We start from the raw sequence: 16,490 nt of genomic DNA on the forward strand, positions 1-16,490 counted from the left end.
CGGGTCAGCGGTGCCCCCAGCCCAGGCGGTGGGACACCTCGACCGCGGCCGCGACGGCGCGGCGTACGACCTCCTCGACCTGCTCCTCCGGCAGCCGGAAGGAGGGGCCGGAGACGCTCATCGACGCGATCACGTCGCCGTGCGCGTTGCGGATGGGAGCCGCGACCGCCGTCAGCCCGACCTCCAGCTCGTCGACGGCGACGGCGAAGCCCTGCTCGCGCACCCGCGCCAGCTCCGCGCGCAGCTCCGGGAGACCCGTGATCGTGCGCGAGGTGTACGTCGCGAGCGTGCCGAGGACGGCTTCGAGGCCGTCGTCGTCGAGGCCGGCCAGGAGCACCTTGCCGTTGCTGGTCGCATGGAGCGGGATGTGCTGGCCGACCCAGTTGTGCGACTGGAGCGCGGACGACCCGGCGACCTGGTCGAGGTAGAGGGCCGAGCTCTCCGAGAGCACGGCGATGTTGACCGTCTCACCGGTGTCGGCGGCGAGCTGCCGCGCGATCGGCCGGGCCTCCTGCACCAGGTCGAGGCGAGCGGTGGTGGCACCCGCGAGCCTCAGGATGCCCACGCCGAGGCGGTAGCGTCCGCGGTCGGCGGTCTGCTCCACGAGTCGGTGCGCCTCCAGCGTCGCCACCAGCCTGAAGGCCGTGCTCTTGTGCACGCCCAGCTCCAGCGCGATCTCGGTGACCCCGGACTCGCCGGTGCGGGCCAGCACCTCGAGGATGCCCAGCGCCCGGTCGACGGACTGCACGCCCGCGCCGGTGACGGCTGGGCTCGGCTGCGCCTGCTCCCCGCCCGGGTCGGGGGTGTCGGCCACGTCCACCATGGGGGGACACTAGCGCAGTCGTTGTTGCGTATCGCAGACTGCGTTTCGTCAAGCGCAACACCGACGGCGCCCCGACGACACCCCTTCGCCGCAGGAGACACCATGCCGCACGGCCCCACCGGAGCCGAGTTCGTCCTCACCCTGTCGTGCCCCGACCGACCCGGCATCGTGCACGCCGTGTCGGGCTTCCTGGTGGAGCGCGGCGCCAACATCGTGGAGAGCCAGCAGTTCGGCGACCGGCTCACCGACCGTTTCTTCATGCGGATCGCCTTCGTCACCGAGGCGGCGGCCGACGCCGACGACCTCCGCGCCGCGTTCGCGGGGGTCGCCGGGGCCTTCGGCATGGAGTTCGAGCTCTGGGCCGCGACCGCGCCCTACCGCACGCTGATCATGGTGTCCAAGCACCTGCACTGCCTCAACGACCTGCTCTTCCGCGCCAGCACGGGCGCGCTGCAGATCGAGATCCCGGCCATCGTGTCCAACCACCCCGACGCGGGGGCGCTCGCCCGCTCGTACGGCATCGAGTTCCACCACGTCCCCGTCACCCCGGACACCAAGGCCGAGGCGGAGGCACGCCTGATGCAGCTCGTCGACGACACCGGCACCCACCTCGTCGTCCTGGCCCGCTACATGCAGGTGCTGTCCGACGACCTGTGCCGACGGCTGTCCGGTCGTGCGATCAACATCCACCACTCGTTCCTGCCGAGCTTCAAGGGAGCCCGGCCCTACCACCAGGCCTTCGACCGTGGCGTGAAGCTGGTGGGCGCGACCGCGCACTACGTGACCGGCGACCTCGACGAGGGGCCGATCATCGAGCAGGACGTCCTGCGCGTGGACCACGGCTACGACCAGGACCAGCTCGTCTCGGCAGGACGCGACGTGGAGGCGCAGGTGCTCTCGCGGGCAGTGCGCTGGCACAGCGAGTCGCGGGTCCTGCTCAACGGCGAGCGCACCGTCGTCTTCCGCTGAGACGACGGGACCAGCAGCCACCGACGACCGCCACCGACGACCGCCACCGCCCACCGCCCGCCCAGGAGTCCGCCATGCAGTCCGACATCGAGATCGCCAACGCCGCCGTCCTGCGGCCCATCCGCGAGATCGCCGAGGAGACGCTCGGGATCGGCGAGGAGCACCTGGTCCCCTACGGCCACCACAAGGCCAAGGTCGACGTCGGCTACCTCACCTCGCTGGCCGACCGCCCGCTCGGCCGGCTCGTCCTGGTCACCGCCCTCTCCCCGACCCCGCCCGGCGAGGGCAAGACCACCACCACCGTCGGGCTGACCGACGCGCTCCACGGCCTGGGCCACCGGGCGATGGCGTGCCTGCGCGAGCCGTCCATGGGGCCGGTCTTCGGCATGAAGGGCGGTGCGGCCGGCGGCGGGTGGAGCCAGGTCGTGCCGATGACCGACATCAACCTGCACTTCACCGGCGACTTCGCGGCGATCGCCGCCGCCAACAACCTGCTCTCCGCGCTCATCGACAACCACGTGCACCACGGCAACGAGCTCGACATCGACGTGCGCAGCGTGACGTGGAAGCGCGTGGTGGACACCAACGACCGGGCCCTGCGCGAGGTCGTCGTCGCCCTGGGCGGGCACGTCAACGGTTTCCCCCGCGAGGACGGCTTCGACATCGTGGTGGCCTCCGAGCTGATGGCGATCTTCTGCCTCACCGAGTCGTGGGCCGACCTCAAGCGGCGCATCGGCGACATTGTCATCGGCTACACCCGCGCGATGGCGCCGGTGACCGCGCGCGACCTCGGCGCCGAGGGAGCCATGGCCGCGCTGCTGCGCGACGCGCTCGCGCCCAACCTGGTCCAGACGCTCGAGGGCGCCCCCGCCTTCGTCCACGGCGGCCCGTTCGCCAACATCGCCCACGGCTGCAGCTCGGTGATGGCCACCCGCGCGGGGCTGCGGCTGGCCGACATCGTCGTCACCGAGGCGGGCTTCGGCGCCGACCTGGGGGCGGAGAAGTTCGTCGACATCAAGTGCCGCAAGTCCGGCCTGCGTCCCGACGTGGCCGTCGTGGTCGCGACCGTGCGCGCCCTGAAGTACCACGGCGGCGTGCCGCTGGAGGACCTCGGGCGCGAGGACGTCGCCGCCCTCGAGGCGGGCATGGCGAACCTGCGCCGCCACCTGGCCAACATCCGCGACGTCTACGGCATCCCCGCCGTGGTGGCCGTCAACCGCTTCCCCACCGACACCGACTCCGAGGTGGACCGCGTGGTCGCGCTCGTGGCCGACGAGGGCGTGCGCGCCTACCCCGCCACCCACTTCGCCGACGGCGGCAACGGCGCGAAGGGCCTCGCCGAGGGCGTGCTGGCGGCGCTCGCCGAGCCCTCCCCGTACGAGTTCTCCTTCACCTACGACGACGACCTCTCGCTCACCGCGAAGGTCGAGGCGATCGCCACCCGCCTCTACGGAGCGGGGCTCGTGACCTGGGACGCCAAGGCGCGGCGCCGGCTCCAGCGCATCGAGCGCGACGGCTACTCCCGCCTGCCCGTCTGCGTCGCCAAGACCCAGTACTCGTTCTCGACCGACCCAGCCTCGCTGGGCGCGCCGTCGGGACACGAGCTGCACGTGCGGGAGGTACGCCTGTCCGCGGGCGCCGGGTTCGTGGTCGTGGTCTGCGGCGACATGATGACCATGCCCGGACTGCCGCGCGACCCGTCCGCGGCGCGGATCGACCTCGCCGACGACGGCACGATCCTCGGGCTCAGCTGAGCCACCCGCCACGCGAGCGGGTGCCGGGCCTCACGGTTGGCGGCGCAGTCCGTGCTCGAAGGCGAACACGACGATCTGCACCCGGTCGCGCAGCGAGAGCTTGCGCAGCACGGACCCGACGTGGGTCTTCACCGTCGACTCGCTGGCGAAGAGCTCCTCGGCGATCTCGGCGTTGGAGAGACCGCGGGCGACGGCGTCGAAGACGGCGCGCTCCCGCTCCGTCAGCCGCTGGAGGGCCGCGGGCTCGGGCGGGCGGGCACGGACGTGCGTGTCGAGCAGCGCGAGGAGGTCGTCGGGCCCGAGCACCGCGTTGCCGGCGTGGACGGTCCGGACTGCGTCCTGCAGCTGGGCGGGAGTGGCGGTCTTGAGCAGGAACCCGCTCGCCCCCCAGCGGATCGCGGCAGCCGCCCGGTCGTCCAGGGTGAACGTCGTCAGCACCACGACACGCACCGGCCGGGCCCGCCGGGCGACGCGGGACTCGCTGAGGATCTGCCGGGTCGCCTCCGCGCCGTCCATGTCGGGCATCCGGATGTCCATCAGCACGACGTCCGGCTCGAGCTTCTCGACGGCCTCCACCGCGGCGAAGCCGTCGCCCGCCTCACCGACGACCTCGAGGTCGGGGCGCGAGTCGAGCACGACGCGGACCCCGGCGCGGAACAGGTGCTGGTCGTCGACGAGCAGCACCCGGACGGGCTCGGTCACTCCGGCTTCCCCCCGTGCAGCGGAAGCCACGCATCGACGGCGAAGCGCCCTGCGTCCCGACGCAGCTCCAGCTCACCCTGGGCGGCGGTCACCCGCTGCCGCATGCTGGTGAGCCCCATCCCGTCCGAGGCCGGCCCGGTGGAGCCGGCGACCTCGTTGGTGACCATCAGCCGCAGGCCGTCACGCCAGTCGCGGACCACCTCGATCACCCCTCCGTTCCCGTGCTTCATCGCGTTGGTGAGCATCTCCTGCAGCACCCGGTGGGCGACTGCCGCCGTGTCCGGCGGCAGCGGACGCGGCCGCCCGACGACCCGGTCGCGGAGTATCCCCGACCCGGGCGGGACGGCGGCGATGAGGTCGTCGAGATCGGAGGCCGCGCGTGGCGCTGCCTCGGCCGCCAGCACCTGCCGCACCTCGGTCAGCGAGCCGCGGGCGCTGTCGGCGATCGTGTCGAGGATGCCCTGGACCTGCGGGGGGGTCGCGACGTCGAGGTAGCGCACCGAGTCGGCCTGCGCGAGGATCACCGCGAGCGAGTGGCCGACGACGTCGTGCACGTCGCGTGCGAGCTGGGCCTGCTGCTCGAGCGTCCCGGCCTCCACCTCGGCCCGCATCAGCGCCACCCGACCGCGCTCGGCCCGGGCCCGCCACCGCAGCGTCACCCCCAGCAGCCAGGGCAGGGCCAGCGGCGAGGCGATGGTCAGGGCGAGCAGCACGATGGCGGTGGGGTCGGCGGTCAGTCCGGCCTGGTCGATCCTCCGCGCCGCCTCCGTACCGGGGTTGACCAGGAACGCCCCGGTGAACACGTAGGCCACCGGCATCAGCAGGCCGCTGGCCCACAGCGTGGCCCGTCCGCCGTGCCTGGCGCAGAGGTACATCACGATCCCCATGGCGAGCGCGTCGGTCGTCAGCGTGACACCCGCGACCATCACCGCGGCCTCGAGGAGGAACATCGCGCCGAGACCCGCCGGCGGGAGGACCCGGGCGAGCACGACCGCCACCCCGAGCGCGATCCCGGCGGCGAGGCGTACGCCGTCGGCCCCCGCGCCTCCCGGCGCCCCGACGAGCCACTCGGCCAGCACGACGCCGACCGCGAGCAGCCCGGTGCGGGCCCACGTCGCCCGAGTCACGTGAGTCACCCTCCGAAGTATCCAGCCTCTCGACCGCCCCGGCACGACGACCCCCCGGCCGCACGCGGCCGGGGGGTCGTCCTGCCGCGACCTGTGTCAGCAGGTCCGGTAGTAGTACTCGTCGGTCGCGCCGGAGGTGTTCAGCGCGTACTTCTCCGCGATGGACTTCTGGCCCGACGCGGTGCACGCGCTCCGCGCGAGGTCCCCGTTGTAGATCACCGAGGAGCCGTGCGACTTGTTGACCGTGTAGTAGGAGCGCACCTTGGCGTTCCAGAAGCCGTACTGCCAGGTCCCGCCCGTCGACGGCGACTGGGTGGTGGATCCCGGGTGCAGCCAGGCGAGTGCCGGGCTCGCCGTTCCCATGGCCATCAGCACCAGGGACGTCGCTGCGACGACGGACTTGATCTTGTTCATTGGTTCTCCCGTTCCGAGCCAGGGGCTCACTCTGTGGTGGTGCGGGCCAACCCGACCACGGGCGAGAGCTCCCCGGACATCGGTGGAACTGGTGTTCGGCCCCCCTTGACAAGTCCGCCGACGCGGGTCGCTGCCAACGCCTGCGTCCGGGTGATGAGCGAGACCAGGGCGGTGCGCTTCCACCCGCGCGCCCGCCCCGCCTCGCCGGGGAAGCACCGTTGGAACAGGTAGTCGACGTGGTGCTCCACCGCCTTCGGCGTGATCGCCCATCCCCGGGTGTGCAGACGCGCCGAGAGGGCCGCCGCGGTGGGGGCCACCCCGTCGTCGGAGGCACCGCGGCACAGCTCCTCGAGCACCGCGTGGTAGGCCGTCCCGGGCTGGAGCCCGGCTCCCACCAACGGTGCGGTGCTCGCCCGGCACGCCGTCCGGCCGACGGTCAGGGGCGCCTCGGGGCCGATCACCGTCACGTGCTCGCCGGCCTCGCACGGACCGACCCTGAACGACAGGTCCGCGAACTCGAACGGACCGATGAGGCGCCTCCTGCCCGGCGCCGCGCTCACCCTCGACGTGGGGTTCTCCAGGTCGACCAGCCACGCCTCCGCGTCGAGGCTCAGGTTGTCGAGCTCCCAGTGGTCGGTCCCGACCCTGATCACGGCCCGGAACCAGGCGCCCGGCCGGGCGCCGAGCACCAGGTCGGTCCGGCACTCGGCGCACGGGCACGACCCGACCACCACCGCACTGCCCGGCGCGGCGTCCACCCGCCGCCGCGCCGCCGGCTCCCCCGTCATCAGCGTCACCACGTTCCCGTGCCCGTTCACGTTCCGGTCCCCCGCCACTGCTGTCCTCCCCGAGTAGTCGTCCACCCCGGACGGAACCAGTCCCACAGGCCCCCGCTCGTCCTCCTGGGGTGCCGAGGTGCGGCACCAAAGGACGAGGGCCGACCCCCTCGCGCACCCCTAGCGTCGGAGCACGGACTCGGACCAAGGGGGGACAGATGTACCAGCGGATCGTCGCGGCAGTGGCCATGGCACTGTTCACGCTGCTCGCAGTGGTGAGCGGGGTCGTGACCGACCTCCAGGACCGGAGCTACCCGCTCGCTCTCGGCGCCAGCAGCACGCTCGCGCTCGACTTCGCGCCGAGCGGCCTCTCGGACGACGAGGCGTTCGACGAGCTCGCGCGGCTCAGTGACGACCACGACCTCGGCCTGGTCCGGATCCTGCCCGACCTCGCCGGGGACGCCGACGGCCAGGTGTTCGTCCCACTGGGCGAGGACCCGCACGCGCTGCCGGCCCGCGTGCGGTGGTACGGCGACCAGCCGACCGGCGTCGTCGCGGGTCCCGAGGCCGTCGCGCACTCCTTCGCCACCGGGCAGTACCTCGTCACGGGCTCCCGGGAGCGGCTCGACGAGGCCGTGGCCACCCTGGCGTCGCAGTCGGTGAAGGTCCGCAGGGTCGATGACACGCTCGCCCAGTCGGCGTCCTTCCTGGTGCGCCAGGAGAGCTTCCGCACGACGGTGCTCGCCGGGGTCGCCCTGATGGTCGCGATGGCACTCTTCTGGCTGTCCGTGCGGGCCCAGGCCCGCGCGCTGAGGGTGCTCGGCGGGGTCTCGGGCGGTCGGATCCAGCTCGAGGACCTCGGTCGCCTGGCGTTGGCGGTGGCGCTTCCCGCCGTGCCCGTGACGGCCCTCGCCGCGGCAGTGGTGCGGGTCCGGCACGGCGACCTGTGGCTGGGCACGTACGTCACCACGCTGGTGGGCCTCGAGGTCGCCGTCGTGGCCGTCACCCTCGGCTGCGCCCTGCTCATGTCGGTCGTCTCGTGGCCCAGCGCGGGGATGCTGGCTGCGCGCCAGCCCGCCGTACGTGCGCTGCGCAGCTCGTCGGGAGCGCTGAAGGCCGTGACGTTCGTCCTGGTGGTCGTGACCGCCGGTCCCGCCTGGTGGGCCTTCCACGAGGCGCAGGACTCGGCCGCGCAGGAGGCGCGGTGGCGCGCGCTGTCCGACCAGGTGGCGCTGCGGTTCCCGGGCGGGCTCGGCGAGGAGGGCTTCGTCGAGATCACGACCAGCGTGGGCGCGGTCGTCGCGGACGCCGACCGCGCCGGCGAGGTGGCCCTGAGCTACGCGATGGAGCCGGACCAGCTGGCCGTCGCCGACACGACGTACGACTCGGTGGTGCTGGTCAACGACACCTGGCTGCGCCTGATGGGCGTCGACGACGCCGACCTGGTGCCGGTGGGCCGCAGCGAGGTGCCGGACGCCGTGCGGGCGGGCCTGGCGCCGAACCTGGCGCTGTGGGAGAGGAACCCCGAGGGCGCCACCTCGACGTGGGAGCGGGCCGAGCTCATGACCACGCGCGAGGACCCGGTGCCGCTGGCGGCAGCAGGCAGCGGCGACCTCGCGTTCCCCGACCGCCCGCTCCTCGTCGTCGTGCCGGCGGCCGCCGACGCGTTCAACGACGACTTCCTGGCCTCGCTGTCGTCCAGCAACAACCTCGTCTTCGCCGGGCTGGAGGCCACCACCGCACGGCTGCACGACCACGGGCTCGCCACCACGGTGCAGATCAAGTACGCCGCCGAGGACGGGGTGCTGCGCGCCCAGTTCGCAGCCTACGAGGCCTGGTTGCGGGGGATCGCGCTCGTCGCCCTGCTCGGGGCCTTCGTGCTGGCCGTGGCGATCAGCGCCACGATCACCGCGCTGCTGCACGCCCGGCGCGACTTCCCGCTGCGGCTCGACGGCCGCGGGTGGGCGGCGATCCTGCGGCAGCGGGTCGGCCGTGAGTGGGGCCTGGGCCTGGCGCTGGGCGGCGTGGTCGCGCTGGCGCAGAGCCCGGAGGCACTGCCGCCGACCGCGGCAGTCGTCGCCCTCGCGCTCGGCGGCACCGCGCTGGCCCACGTGGCGGCCGCACGGTGGACGTTCGAACAGCTGCGCCGGCGCAGCATCTGACCACCCCACGACAGGCACCGCACGACAGACACCGCACGACTGACAAGGAGACACCGATGATCATCGAGGCACGGCAGGTCGGGATGGAGATCGACGGGCAGTCGATCGTGGCGGACGAGTCGGTGGTGTGCCGACCCGGGGAGATGACGGCGCTGGTCGGGCCGAGCGGGTCGGGGAAGACCACCCTGCTCCACTGCCTGGGCCTGCTCCAGGCACCGACCACGGGGGACGTCCTCGTCGACGGCACGCCGACCCGGCACTGGAAGGGCGGACGTCGCCGACGCCTGTGGCGCGACCACGTCGCCTTCGTGCTCCAGGACTACGGGATCATGCTCGAGGAGTCCGTCGAGGCGAACGTGACGATGTCGACCCGGATCTGGGGTCGCGGAGCGGCGGGCGACGCGGCGAGGACGCGCGAGGCGCTGGAGGCCACCGGCCTGGCTGGGCGGGGCGAGGAGCAGGCCGCGCACCTCAGTGGGGGCGAGCGCCAGCGGCTGGCGGTGGCACGTGCCATCTACAAGGACGCCCGGGTGCTGCTGGTCGACGAGCCCACTGCCTCGCTCGACGAGGACAACCGCGACCGTGTCATCGGGCTGTTCCGCGAGCGCGCCCGCCGCGGGTGCACGGTCGTGGTCGCAACGCACGACGCCGCCTTCGTCGACGCCTGCGACGCAGTCCACCGCGTCGGCGCCCCGGCGCCGGCGCTGGCGACCCGGGCCTGAGGGGGACGAGCATGAGCAGGATGACCATCGCCCTGGCCACGCTGGCCGGGGGCCTCGCCCTGGCTGCCGGCGCCGTCCTCGGTGGCTTCGTACCCCTTCCCGGGCTCGGGTCGTCGCAGGCGCGACCGCCGTGCAACGCCCTGCCGTCCGTGGGCGAGGTGACGACGGCGATCGAGGAGCACACCGAGGTGACCTCGAGCCTGCGCGACGCCGTCGACGGCGCACAGGTCTCGGTCGCGCGCCCCTGCGACGGTGCCCACGCCGACCGCGCCCTGGTGCGCGTGACCGTGACCGACGGGGACGCGCGCGACGAGCTCACCCGCTGGCTGGGCACGCACGACGCCTACGGCGTCCCCCTCGAGATCGAGGTGTCGTGACCCGGCTCAGTCGCCGAGCTCGGCCCTCCGGCGGATGACGTAGTCCTCGAGCTCCTCGCGCACCGCGTCGTCGAGGGCCGGCTGCTCGTACTCCTCCAGCGCCTTCTGGTAGGCCACGGTGGCCCGCTCGTTGGCGTCGTGGCCCCCGTTGCGCATCCACCGCTCGTAGTTCTCCGACGACGACAGCAGCGGCCGGTAGAAGCAGGTGCGGAAGCGCTCCATGGTGTGCATCGCTCCGAGGAAGTGCCCGCCGTGGCCGACCTCCTCGTGCGCGCCGAACGCCATCGACTCCTCGTCGATCTCGAGCGGCGTGAACTCGTGGCGCAGCATCTGGAGCAGCTCGATGTCGACGATGAACTTCTCGTAGCCGGCGACCAGGCCGCCCTCGAGCCAGCCGGCCGAGTGCATCACCCAGTTGGCGCCGGCGAGGAACGTCGGCATCAGGGTCATCAGCGCCTCGTAGCCCGCCTGGGCGTCGGCCACCTGCGACGAGGTCAGGCCGCCGCCGGTGCGGAAGGGCAGGCCGAAGTGCCGGGCGATCTGGCCGGTGCACAGCAGGCCGATCCCCGACTCGGGCGTGCCGAAGGTCGGGGACCCTGACTGCATGTCGATGTTGGAGAGGAACGACCCGAAGATCACCGGCGTGCCGGGCCGGACCAGCTGGGACAGCGCGATGCCCGACAGGGCCTCCACGATCTGTTGGACAAGGGCCGCGGGGATCGTGACCGGCGACATCGCGCCCATCAGGATGAACGGCGTCAGCACGACCGGCTGGCCCGCGGCGGAGTACTCGAACTGCGCCTCCAGCATCCGGTCGTCCCAGCGCAGCGGCGAGTTGCAGTTGATGAGCGAGATCGTCGCCGGGGTCTCCTCGATGGCCTCGCGCGAACCGAACAGGATCGAGGTCATCGCGATCGTGTCGGCTGCGTTGACCCCGGAGACGACGTTGCCCATGTAGACCTTGTCGGTCAGCGTCTGGAGGGCGTACGTCATGTCGAGGTGACGGCTGTCGAGCGGGGTGTCGTTGGGCTCGCAGATGACGCCGCCCGCGGAGTCGAGCACGGCGAAGGACTGGGCCAGCTTGGTGAAGCTGCGGAAGTCCTCCATCGTGGCGTCGCGGCGTACGTCCCCCTGCCGCACGAACGGCGGGCCGTAGACCGCGCCGAAAGCCATCGAGTCGCCGCCGATGTGGATCGAGTTGGCGGGGTTGCGCGCCTGGACGTCGAACTCGCGGGGCGCCTTGGCGACCTGCTCGAGCACGAAGTCGGGGTCGAGGAAGACGGTGTTGCCCTCGACCCGCTGGCCGGCCCTGCGGAACAGCTCGAGGGCGCGCTCGTCCATGAACTCCACGCCGATCTCGGTCATCAGCTTGCGCCAGCCTTGGTCGAGGGTGGCCATGGCGTCCTCGGACAGCACCTCGTAGCGCGGCATCGTGTTGCGGAACACGGGTCCTCCTGGGTCCGGCTGGGTCGGAGCGGCCGGCTCACCGACGTGCCCGAGGCCCTTGACCTCGACTCACGACGGCTTCTAGCCTCATGATGTGGAACACGGTTCCACATCATGGAACCTCTGGGAACCCCTCCAGCGAAGGAGCTGCCGTGAGCGAGGCCGCCACCGGCACGCGCGCGCTGGACCGCGCCGCCGACCTGGTCGCCACGGTCGTCCACGCCGACGAGCCGTTGTCGTTCGCCGACCTCCAGGACGCGAGCGGTCTCGCCAAGTCGACGACCTCGCGCCTGCTCACGGCGCTCGAGCGGTCGGGGCTCGTCGAGCGGGACCCGGCGGGGTCCTACGTCGCGGGCCGCCTCTTCTGGCTCTACGCGGCGCGCCACGACCCGTGGGAGGAGCTGGTGCGGCTTGCCCGGCCGGTGATGGAGCGCCTCGGCGCCGACACCGGAGAGACCGTCCACCTCAGCGTCACCCGCGGCGACCGGGTCGTGCAGGTGGCCCAGGTCGACTCGACCTACCTGCTCGGCACCCGCGACTGGACCGACATCGAGGTGCCCGCCCACTGCTCGGCCCTCGGCAAGGTCCTCCTCGCCTGGGGCGCGCTCGACCTCCCCGAGGGCGAGCTCGAGCGACCCACGCCGACGACGCTGCCGGACCGCGAGGCCGTACGCCGCGACGGCGAGCGCTCGCGCGAGCGGGGCTGGGCGCTGACCGAGGACGAGCTCGAGATCGGGCTGACGGGCATCGCCGTCCCCGTCTTCGGCATCCGCGGCGACGTCGTCGCCTCGCTCGGGATCTCCGGTCCCACCCCCCGGCTGGCGCAACGGCTCGACGAGCTCGGCCGCCGCCTGCTGGACCAGTCCGCCGCGCTGTCCTCCCTGCTGCGCGGTCCCGCCCGTCCGACACCCGCCAGCCGCACCGCTCGCACCGAGGAGAACGAGGAGGTGGTCGCATGACCCCCGAGGAGATCCTGCAGGCCCTCTACGACGAGACGCTCGTGGGCAACGCGCCGCGCGTGCTCGACCTGACCAACGAGGGGCTCACCCTCGACATGGAGCCGCAGACGCTGCTCTTCGACGCGCTCATCCCGTCCCTCGAGGAGGTCGGGGCCCGCTTCGAGCGCGGCGACTTCTTCGTCCCCGAGATGCTCATCGCCGGCCGGGCCATGGCCGGCGCGATGGAACGGCTGCGCCCCCTCCTCGCCGAGACCGGCGTGGAGACCGTCGGGAAGTTCCTCATGGGCACGGTCAAGGGCGACGTCCACGACATCGGCAAGAACCTCGTCAACATCATGCTCGAGGGCGCGGGCTTCGAGGTGATCGACCTCGGTGTGCAGGTCGCCCCGGAGAAGTTCGTCGCCGCCATCGAGGAGCACCAGCCCGACATCGTCGGCTTCTCGGCGTTCCTCACCACCACCATGCCGATGTTCAAGGCCAACATGAACGCCCTCGAGAAGGCCGGCATCCGCAACGACGTGATCGTGATGGTCGGGGGCGCCCCGGTCACCCAGGAGTACGCCGACGCGGTCGGCGCCGACGGCTACGCAGCGGACGCCTCCCAGACCGTCAAGCGCGCCAAGGGCCTGCTCGAGGCGAAGCGTTCGAAGGTCCCCGCCTGATGAGCGCCGAGCCCCTGCGCACGGTCCTGCGATCCGCCTCGCGCGAGGTCGTCATCGGCCACGACACCCGCTTCACCCTCATCGGCGAGCGGATCAACCCGACCGGTCGCCGGATCTTCCAGGAGCAGCTACGCGCCGGCGACTTCTCCGCGATCGAGCGCGACGTCAAGGCCCAGGTGGAGGGCGGCGCCGACGTCCTCGACATCAACATGGGCGTCCCCCTGACCGACGAGCCCGAGCTGCTGGCCAAGGCCATCCAGATGGTGCAGGAGCTCACGGACCTCCCGATCTGCATCGACTCCTCGGTCGTCGAGGCGCTCGAGGCCGGGCTCTCGGTCTACCAGGGACGCGCGCTGGTCAACTCGATCACCGCCGAGGACGACCGCATGGAGGCGATCCTGCCGCTGGTGAAGAAGTACGACGCCGCGGTGATCGCCCTGCCCAACGACCACGACGAGATCCCGATGGAGGCCGACAAGCGCCTCGACCTCACCGCCAAGATCGTGCGGGTGGCCACGCAGGAGTACGGCATCGCCCAGGCCGACATCGTCATCGACCCGCTGGCCATGCCCATCGGCGCCGACACCACGACCAGCCTGGTGACCTTCGAGGTGATGCGCCGCATCCGCGACGACTTCGGCGTCAACATGACCTGTGGTGCCTCCAACGTGTCCTTCGGCATGCCCGGGCGGCACACGCTCAACGCCACCTGGCTGCCGATGGCCATGACGTCCGGCCTCACCAGCGCGATCATGGACACCCGTACGCCGCAGGTGGTGGAGGCCGTGAAGGCGGCCGACCTCTTCCTCGGCCACGACGACTGGGGCATGGCCTGGATCTCCGCCCACCGGGCCAAGCAGGCGGACGGCGCGTGACGACAGCCCCGTGGGAGCACCACGATGAGCCGACCTCCTGACGGGCCGGACTTCTCGCTCGCGGACGTCGCCCGCGAGGGCCTGATCGAGAGACCGGGAGCCGAGCCGCCCAGCCACGACGGCACGGGTCGCGTCGACCTGTCCTTCACCGTCCACAGCACCACCGACGACGGCACCGAGGTCCCGCCGACGGTGCGAGGCGTACGCGTCCCACCCGGGGTGACCGTCTTCGACGCCGCCTCGTGGAACGGCATCGCGATCGACTCGACCTGCGGCGGCCACGGCACCTGCCACAAGTGCCGGATCCAGATCACCTCCGGCGCCGACGTGCCCGTCACCCGCCATGACGTACGGACCTTCAGCCCCGACCAGCTCTCGGCTGGCTGGCGGCTCGGCTGCCTCCTCCACGCGACGCGCGACCTGGCCGTCGAGGTCCCGCCGCTGACCACGCGACCCAAGGCCGCGACCGTCGGCATCGGCCGGCAGGTCATCCTGCGCCCGGCCCTCCAGAAGCGCTACGTCGAGCTCACCGAGGCGACACTGGCCGACCAGCGCACCGACCTCGCTCGGCTCACCGACGCCATCGACGACCTCGAGCTCACCGCGGACCTCCACGTCCTGCGCCGGCTCGCGACGGTCCTGCGCCCGGCGGACTTCAAGGTCACCGCCGTCATCCTCGACGAGGCGCTGGTCGACGTGGAGCCGGGCGACACGACGGCGATCCGCTACGCCATCGCCTTCGACCTCGGCACCACCACGGTCGTCGGCACCCTCCTCGACGTCAGCACCGGCACCCCGCTCGCCGTCGCCTCGACGCTCAACGCGCAACAACCCTTCGGGGGCGACGTGATCACCCGCATCAGCGCCACGATGATGGACCCCGCCGCGCTCGGCCGGCTCCAGCAGGCGGCCGGCGCGACCCTCGCCGACCTGGCCGGTCGCGTGTGCCGCGAGGCCGGTGTCGACCCGAGCGACGTCTACGAGGTCGCGGTCGCCGGCAACGCCACGATGACGGCCCTGGTGCTCGGCATCGACCCCGAGCCGCTGGGGGTCGCCCCGTTCGTCATGTCGGTCTCGCAGCCTCCGACCGTCCTGGCCTCCGAGATCGGGCTGAGCCTGCACCCGCGCGCCCGGGCCTTCTTCTTCCCCGCGCTCGGGGCGTACGTCGGGGGCGACATCGTCGCCGGCATGCTCGCCACCGGCATGGACCGCGACAAGCGCACGCGGCTGTTCATCGACGTCGGCACCAACTGCGAGATCGTGCTGAGCGACGGCGAGACGCTGCTGTCCACCGCCGCGCCCGCCGGACCGGCCTTCGAGGGCGGCGCGATCCGCTGCGGCATGCGCGCCGCCGACGGGGCGATCGAGGTCGTCAAGGTCGACGCGCACGCGGAGGAGCCGGACGCGGCGGTCACGCTCGGGGTCATCGGTGACGTCGAGCCCCGGGGGCTCTGCGGCTCGGGGCTGGTCGACGCCGTGGCCGAGCTCGTCCGGGTCGGGCTGCTCGACGCCAGCGGGCGGCTCGTGCCCGACGAGGAGGCCAAGGGGATCGCACCCGCGCTCGCCGACCGGCTGTCGCTCGTCGGGGAGGAGCGTGTCTTCCTGCTGCACCGGCCCACGCCCGACACCGAGCCGGCCGAGTGCGTCTACCTCTCCCAGCGCGACGTCCGTGAGCTCCAGTTCGCGAAGGCGGCGATCTCGACGGGCTGGTCGCTGCTGCTGGAGGAGCTCGGGCTGGAGCACCGCGACGTCCAGCAGGTGCTGCTCGCGGGGTCGTTCGGCAGCTACCTCTCCCCCGCCTCGGCCGTCCGCATCGGCCTGGTCCCCCGGCTGCCCGTGCTGCGCATCGTCGCGGCCGGCAACGTCGCCGGGGAGGGCGCGAAGATGGCCCTGCTGTCCGTGCGCGAACGGGCCGGCGCGCTGGCGCTGCTGGAGGAGGTGCAGTATGTCGAGCTCTCCGACCGCCCCGACTTCAACGACGCCTTCGTCGAGCAGCTGTCGTTCAGGCCCTGAGCGGGTCGCGCTGGTCGCCTGCGGCGCCATCGCCCAGCCTGCCGCCGCGGTCGTCGAGCGCCGGGGCTGGCCGGTCGACGTGCACCCGCTGCCGCCGCTGCTGCACAACCACCCCGGGCGGATCGCCGACGAGGTGCGCACGCTGGCCGCGCGGCTCGCGGAGTCGTACGGCCGCGTCGTCATCGGCTACGCCGACTGCGGCACGTACGGCGCCCTCGACGAGGTGTGCCGCGACCTGGGGGTGGAGCGGCTCCCGGGCCTGCACTGCTACGACGTGTACGCCGGGGCCTCCCGCCTCGAGCGGTTCTTCGACGAGCAGCCGGGCACCTACCTGCTGACCGACTTCCTGGTGCGCTCGTTCGCGCGCACCGTGGTCCAGGAGATGGGGCTCGATCGCCACCCCGAGCTGCGCGAGGCCTACTTCGGCAACTACACGCGCGTGGTCTGGCTCGCCCAGTCGCCCGACGACGAGCTGCACGTCCTCGCAGAGCAGGCAGCTGCCACGATCGGGCTCCCCCTCACCGTCGTCGAGACCGGCGACCAGGGCCTCGAGCGCGCGCTGGCGGCGCTCGTCACCGGTGCCTAGCTGTACTGATCGGGCACGTTGGTCGAGATCGTGTGACGACACGGTCTGAATGAGCTTGGTAGGCGAAGACCTCCGGGCGTGGAGTGGAGCTGTCTAAGGAACCGCTCCGACACCCTGGAGGTC

General features: G+C 72.4%; 16 protein-coding genes. 10 read left to right on the forward strand and 6 right to left on the reverse strand.

The annotated features are described in order from the left end of the window. Positions 1–4 precede the first annotated feature (4 nt). The gene (locus IEZ24_RS21100; protein ID WP_191192896.1) at positions 5–823 is read right to left on the reverse strand and encodes an IclR family transcriptional regulator; all 819 of its coding nucleotides are present in this window, start codon (positions 821–823) and stop codon (positions 5–7) included. A gap of 102 nt (positions 824–925) precedes the next feature. On the opposite strand from IEZ24_RS21100, the gene purU reads away from it, so the two are divergent. Next, positions 926–1,792, forward strand: coding sequence for a formyltetrahydrofolate deformylase (gene purU / locus IEZ24_RS21105; RefSeq protein WP_129457069.1), 867 nt, complete (start codon positions 926–928; stop codon positions 1,790–1,792). A 74-nt stretch (positions 1,793–1,866) separates the two neighbouring features. Beyond that, positions 1,867–3,546: a formate--tetrahydrofolate ligase gene (locus IEZ24_RS21110; protein WP_129457068.1), complete on the forward strand. Its 1,680-nt coding sequence runs from the start codon at positions 1,867–1,869 to the stop codon at positions 3,544–3,546. 30 nt (positions 3,547–3,576) lie between these two features. Here IEZ24_RS21110 and IEZ24_RS21115 read toward each other — a convergent pair whose 3' ends face one another. From IEZ24_RS21115 to IEZ24_RS21130, 4 genes are all read right to left on the reverse strand, one after another. Next, the gene (locus IEZ24_RS21115; protein WP_129457067.1) at positions 3,577–4,248 is read right to left on the reverse strand and encodes a response regulator; all 672 of its coding nucleotides are present in this window, start codon (positions 4,246–4,248) and stop codon (positions 3,577–3,579) included. After that, on the reverse strand, positions 4,245–5,375 hold the full coding sequence (locus IEZ24_RS22505) for a sensor histidine kinase (RefSeq protein WP_129457066.1): 1,131 nt from the start codon (positions 5,373–5,375) through the stop codon (positions 4,245–4,247). Before IEZ24_RS22505 ends, IEZ24_RS21115 begins: the two co-directional genes overlap by 4 nt. 96 nt (positions 5,376–5,471) lie before the next feature. Continuing rightward, positions 5,472–5,789, reverse strand: a complete 318-nt coding sequence (locus IEZ24_RS21125) for a lactococcin 972 family bacteriocin (protein ID WP_129457065.1) — start codon at positions 5,787–5,789, stop codon at positions 5,472–5,474. Positions 5,790–5,815: 26 nt separating this feature from the next. Continuing rightward, positions 5,816–6,607 carry a hypothetical protein gene (locus IEZ24_RS21130; protein ID WP_129457064.1) on the reverse strand — a complete coding sequence of 264 codons (792 nt, stop codon included), beginning with the start codon at positions 6,605–6,607 and terminating at the stop codon, positions 5,816–5,818. Between the two features lie 176 nt (positions 6,608–6,783). Between IEZ24_RS21130 and IEZ24_RS21135 the strand changes: the two genes are divergently transcribed. Genes IEZ24_RS21135 through IEZ24_RS21145 form a run of 3 tightly spaced genes read left to right on the forward strand, consistent with a single transcriptional unit; the run spans position 6,784 to position 9,826 of the window. Continuing rightward, a complete protein-coding gene (locus IEZ24_RS21135) occupies positions 6,784–8,727 on the forward strand; it encodes a hypothetical protein (protein WP_129457063.1) in 1,944 nt (647 codons plus the stop codon). 56 nt (positions 8,728–8,783) lie between these two features. Beyond that, positions 8,784–9,449, forward strand: a complete 666-nt coding sequence (locus IEZ24_RS21140; protein ID WP_129457062.1) for an ABC transporter ATP-binding protein — start codon at positions 8,784–8,786, stop codon at positions 9,447–9,449. Between the two features lie 11 nt (positions 9,450–9,460). Next, positions 9,461–9,826, forward strand: coding sequence for a hypothetical protein (locus IEZ24_RS21145; protein WP_129457061.1), 366 nt, complete (start codon positions 9,461–9,463; stop codon positions 9,824–9,826). 6 nt (positions 9,827–9,832) lie between these two features. On the opposite strand, the gene IEZ24_RS21150 is transcribed toward IEZ24_RS21145, so the two are convergent. Beyond that, positions 9,833–11,272 carry a trimethylamine methyltransferase family protein gene (locus tag IEZ24_RS21150; protein ID WP_129457060.1) on the reverse strand — a complete coding sequence of 480 codons (1,440 nt, stop codon included), beginning with the start codon at positions 11,270–11,272 and terminating at the stop codon, positions 9,833–9,835. A gap of 152 nt (positions 11,273–11,424) precedes the next feature. Between IEZ24_RS21150 and IEZ24_RS21155 the strand changes: the two genes are divergently transcribed. Genes IEZ24_RS21155 through IEZ24_RS21175 form a run of 5 tightly spaced genes read left to right on the forward strand, consistent with a single transcriptional unit; the run spans position 11,425 to position 16,367 of the window. Next, a complete protein-coding gene (locus IEZ24_RS21155) occupies positions 11,425–12,231 on the forward strand; it encodes an IclR family transcriptional regulator (protein ID WP_207206948.1) in 807 nt (268 codons plus the stop codon). Then, positions 12,228–12,893 carry a corrinoid protein gene (locus IEZ24_RS21160; RefSeq protein ID WP_129457059.1) on the forward strand — a complete coding sequence of 222 codons (666 nt, stop codon included), beginning with the start codon at positions 12,228–12,230 and terminating at the stop codon, positions 12,891–12,893. The genes IEZ24_RS21155 and IEZ24_RS21160 overlap by 4 nt, the downstream gene beginning before the upstream one ends. Further along, positions 12,893–13,768 carry a dihydropteroate synthase gene (locus IEZ24_RS21165; protein ID WP_129457058.1) on the forward strand — a complete coding sequence of 292 codons (876 nt, stop codon included), beginning with the start codon at positions 12,893–12,895 and terminating at the stop codon, positions 13,766–13,768. Before IEZ24_RS21160 ends, IEZ24_RS21165 begins: the two co-directional genes overlap by 1 nt. Positions 13,769–13,792: 24 nt before the next feature. Continuing rightward, the gene (locus IEZ24_RS21170; protein ID WP_129457057.1) at positions 13,793–15,781 is read left to right on the forward strand and encodes an ASKHA domain-containing protein; all 1,989 of its coding nucleotides are present in this window, start codon (positions 13,793–13,795) and stop codon (positions 15,779–15,781) included. Beyond that, positions 15,714–16,367: a DUF1638 domain-containing protein gene (locus tag IEZ24_RS21175; protein ID WP_129457056.1), complete on the forward strand. Its 654-nt coding sequence runs from the start codon at positions 15,714–15,716 to the stop codon at positions 16,365–16,367. The genes IEZ24_RS21170 and IEZ24_RS21175 overlap by 68 nt, the downstream gene beginning before the upstream one ends. The last annotated feature ends 123 nt before the right edge of the window (positions 16,368–16,490 follow it).

Source organism: Nocardioides ganghwensis (genome assembly GCF_014779655.1).
In the GTDB taxonomy this organism is placed as follows: domain Bacteria; phylum Actinomycetota; class Actinomycetes; order Propionibacteriales; family Nocardioidaceae; genus Nocardioides; species Nocardioides ganghwensis.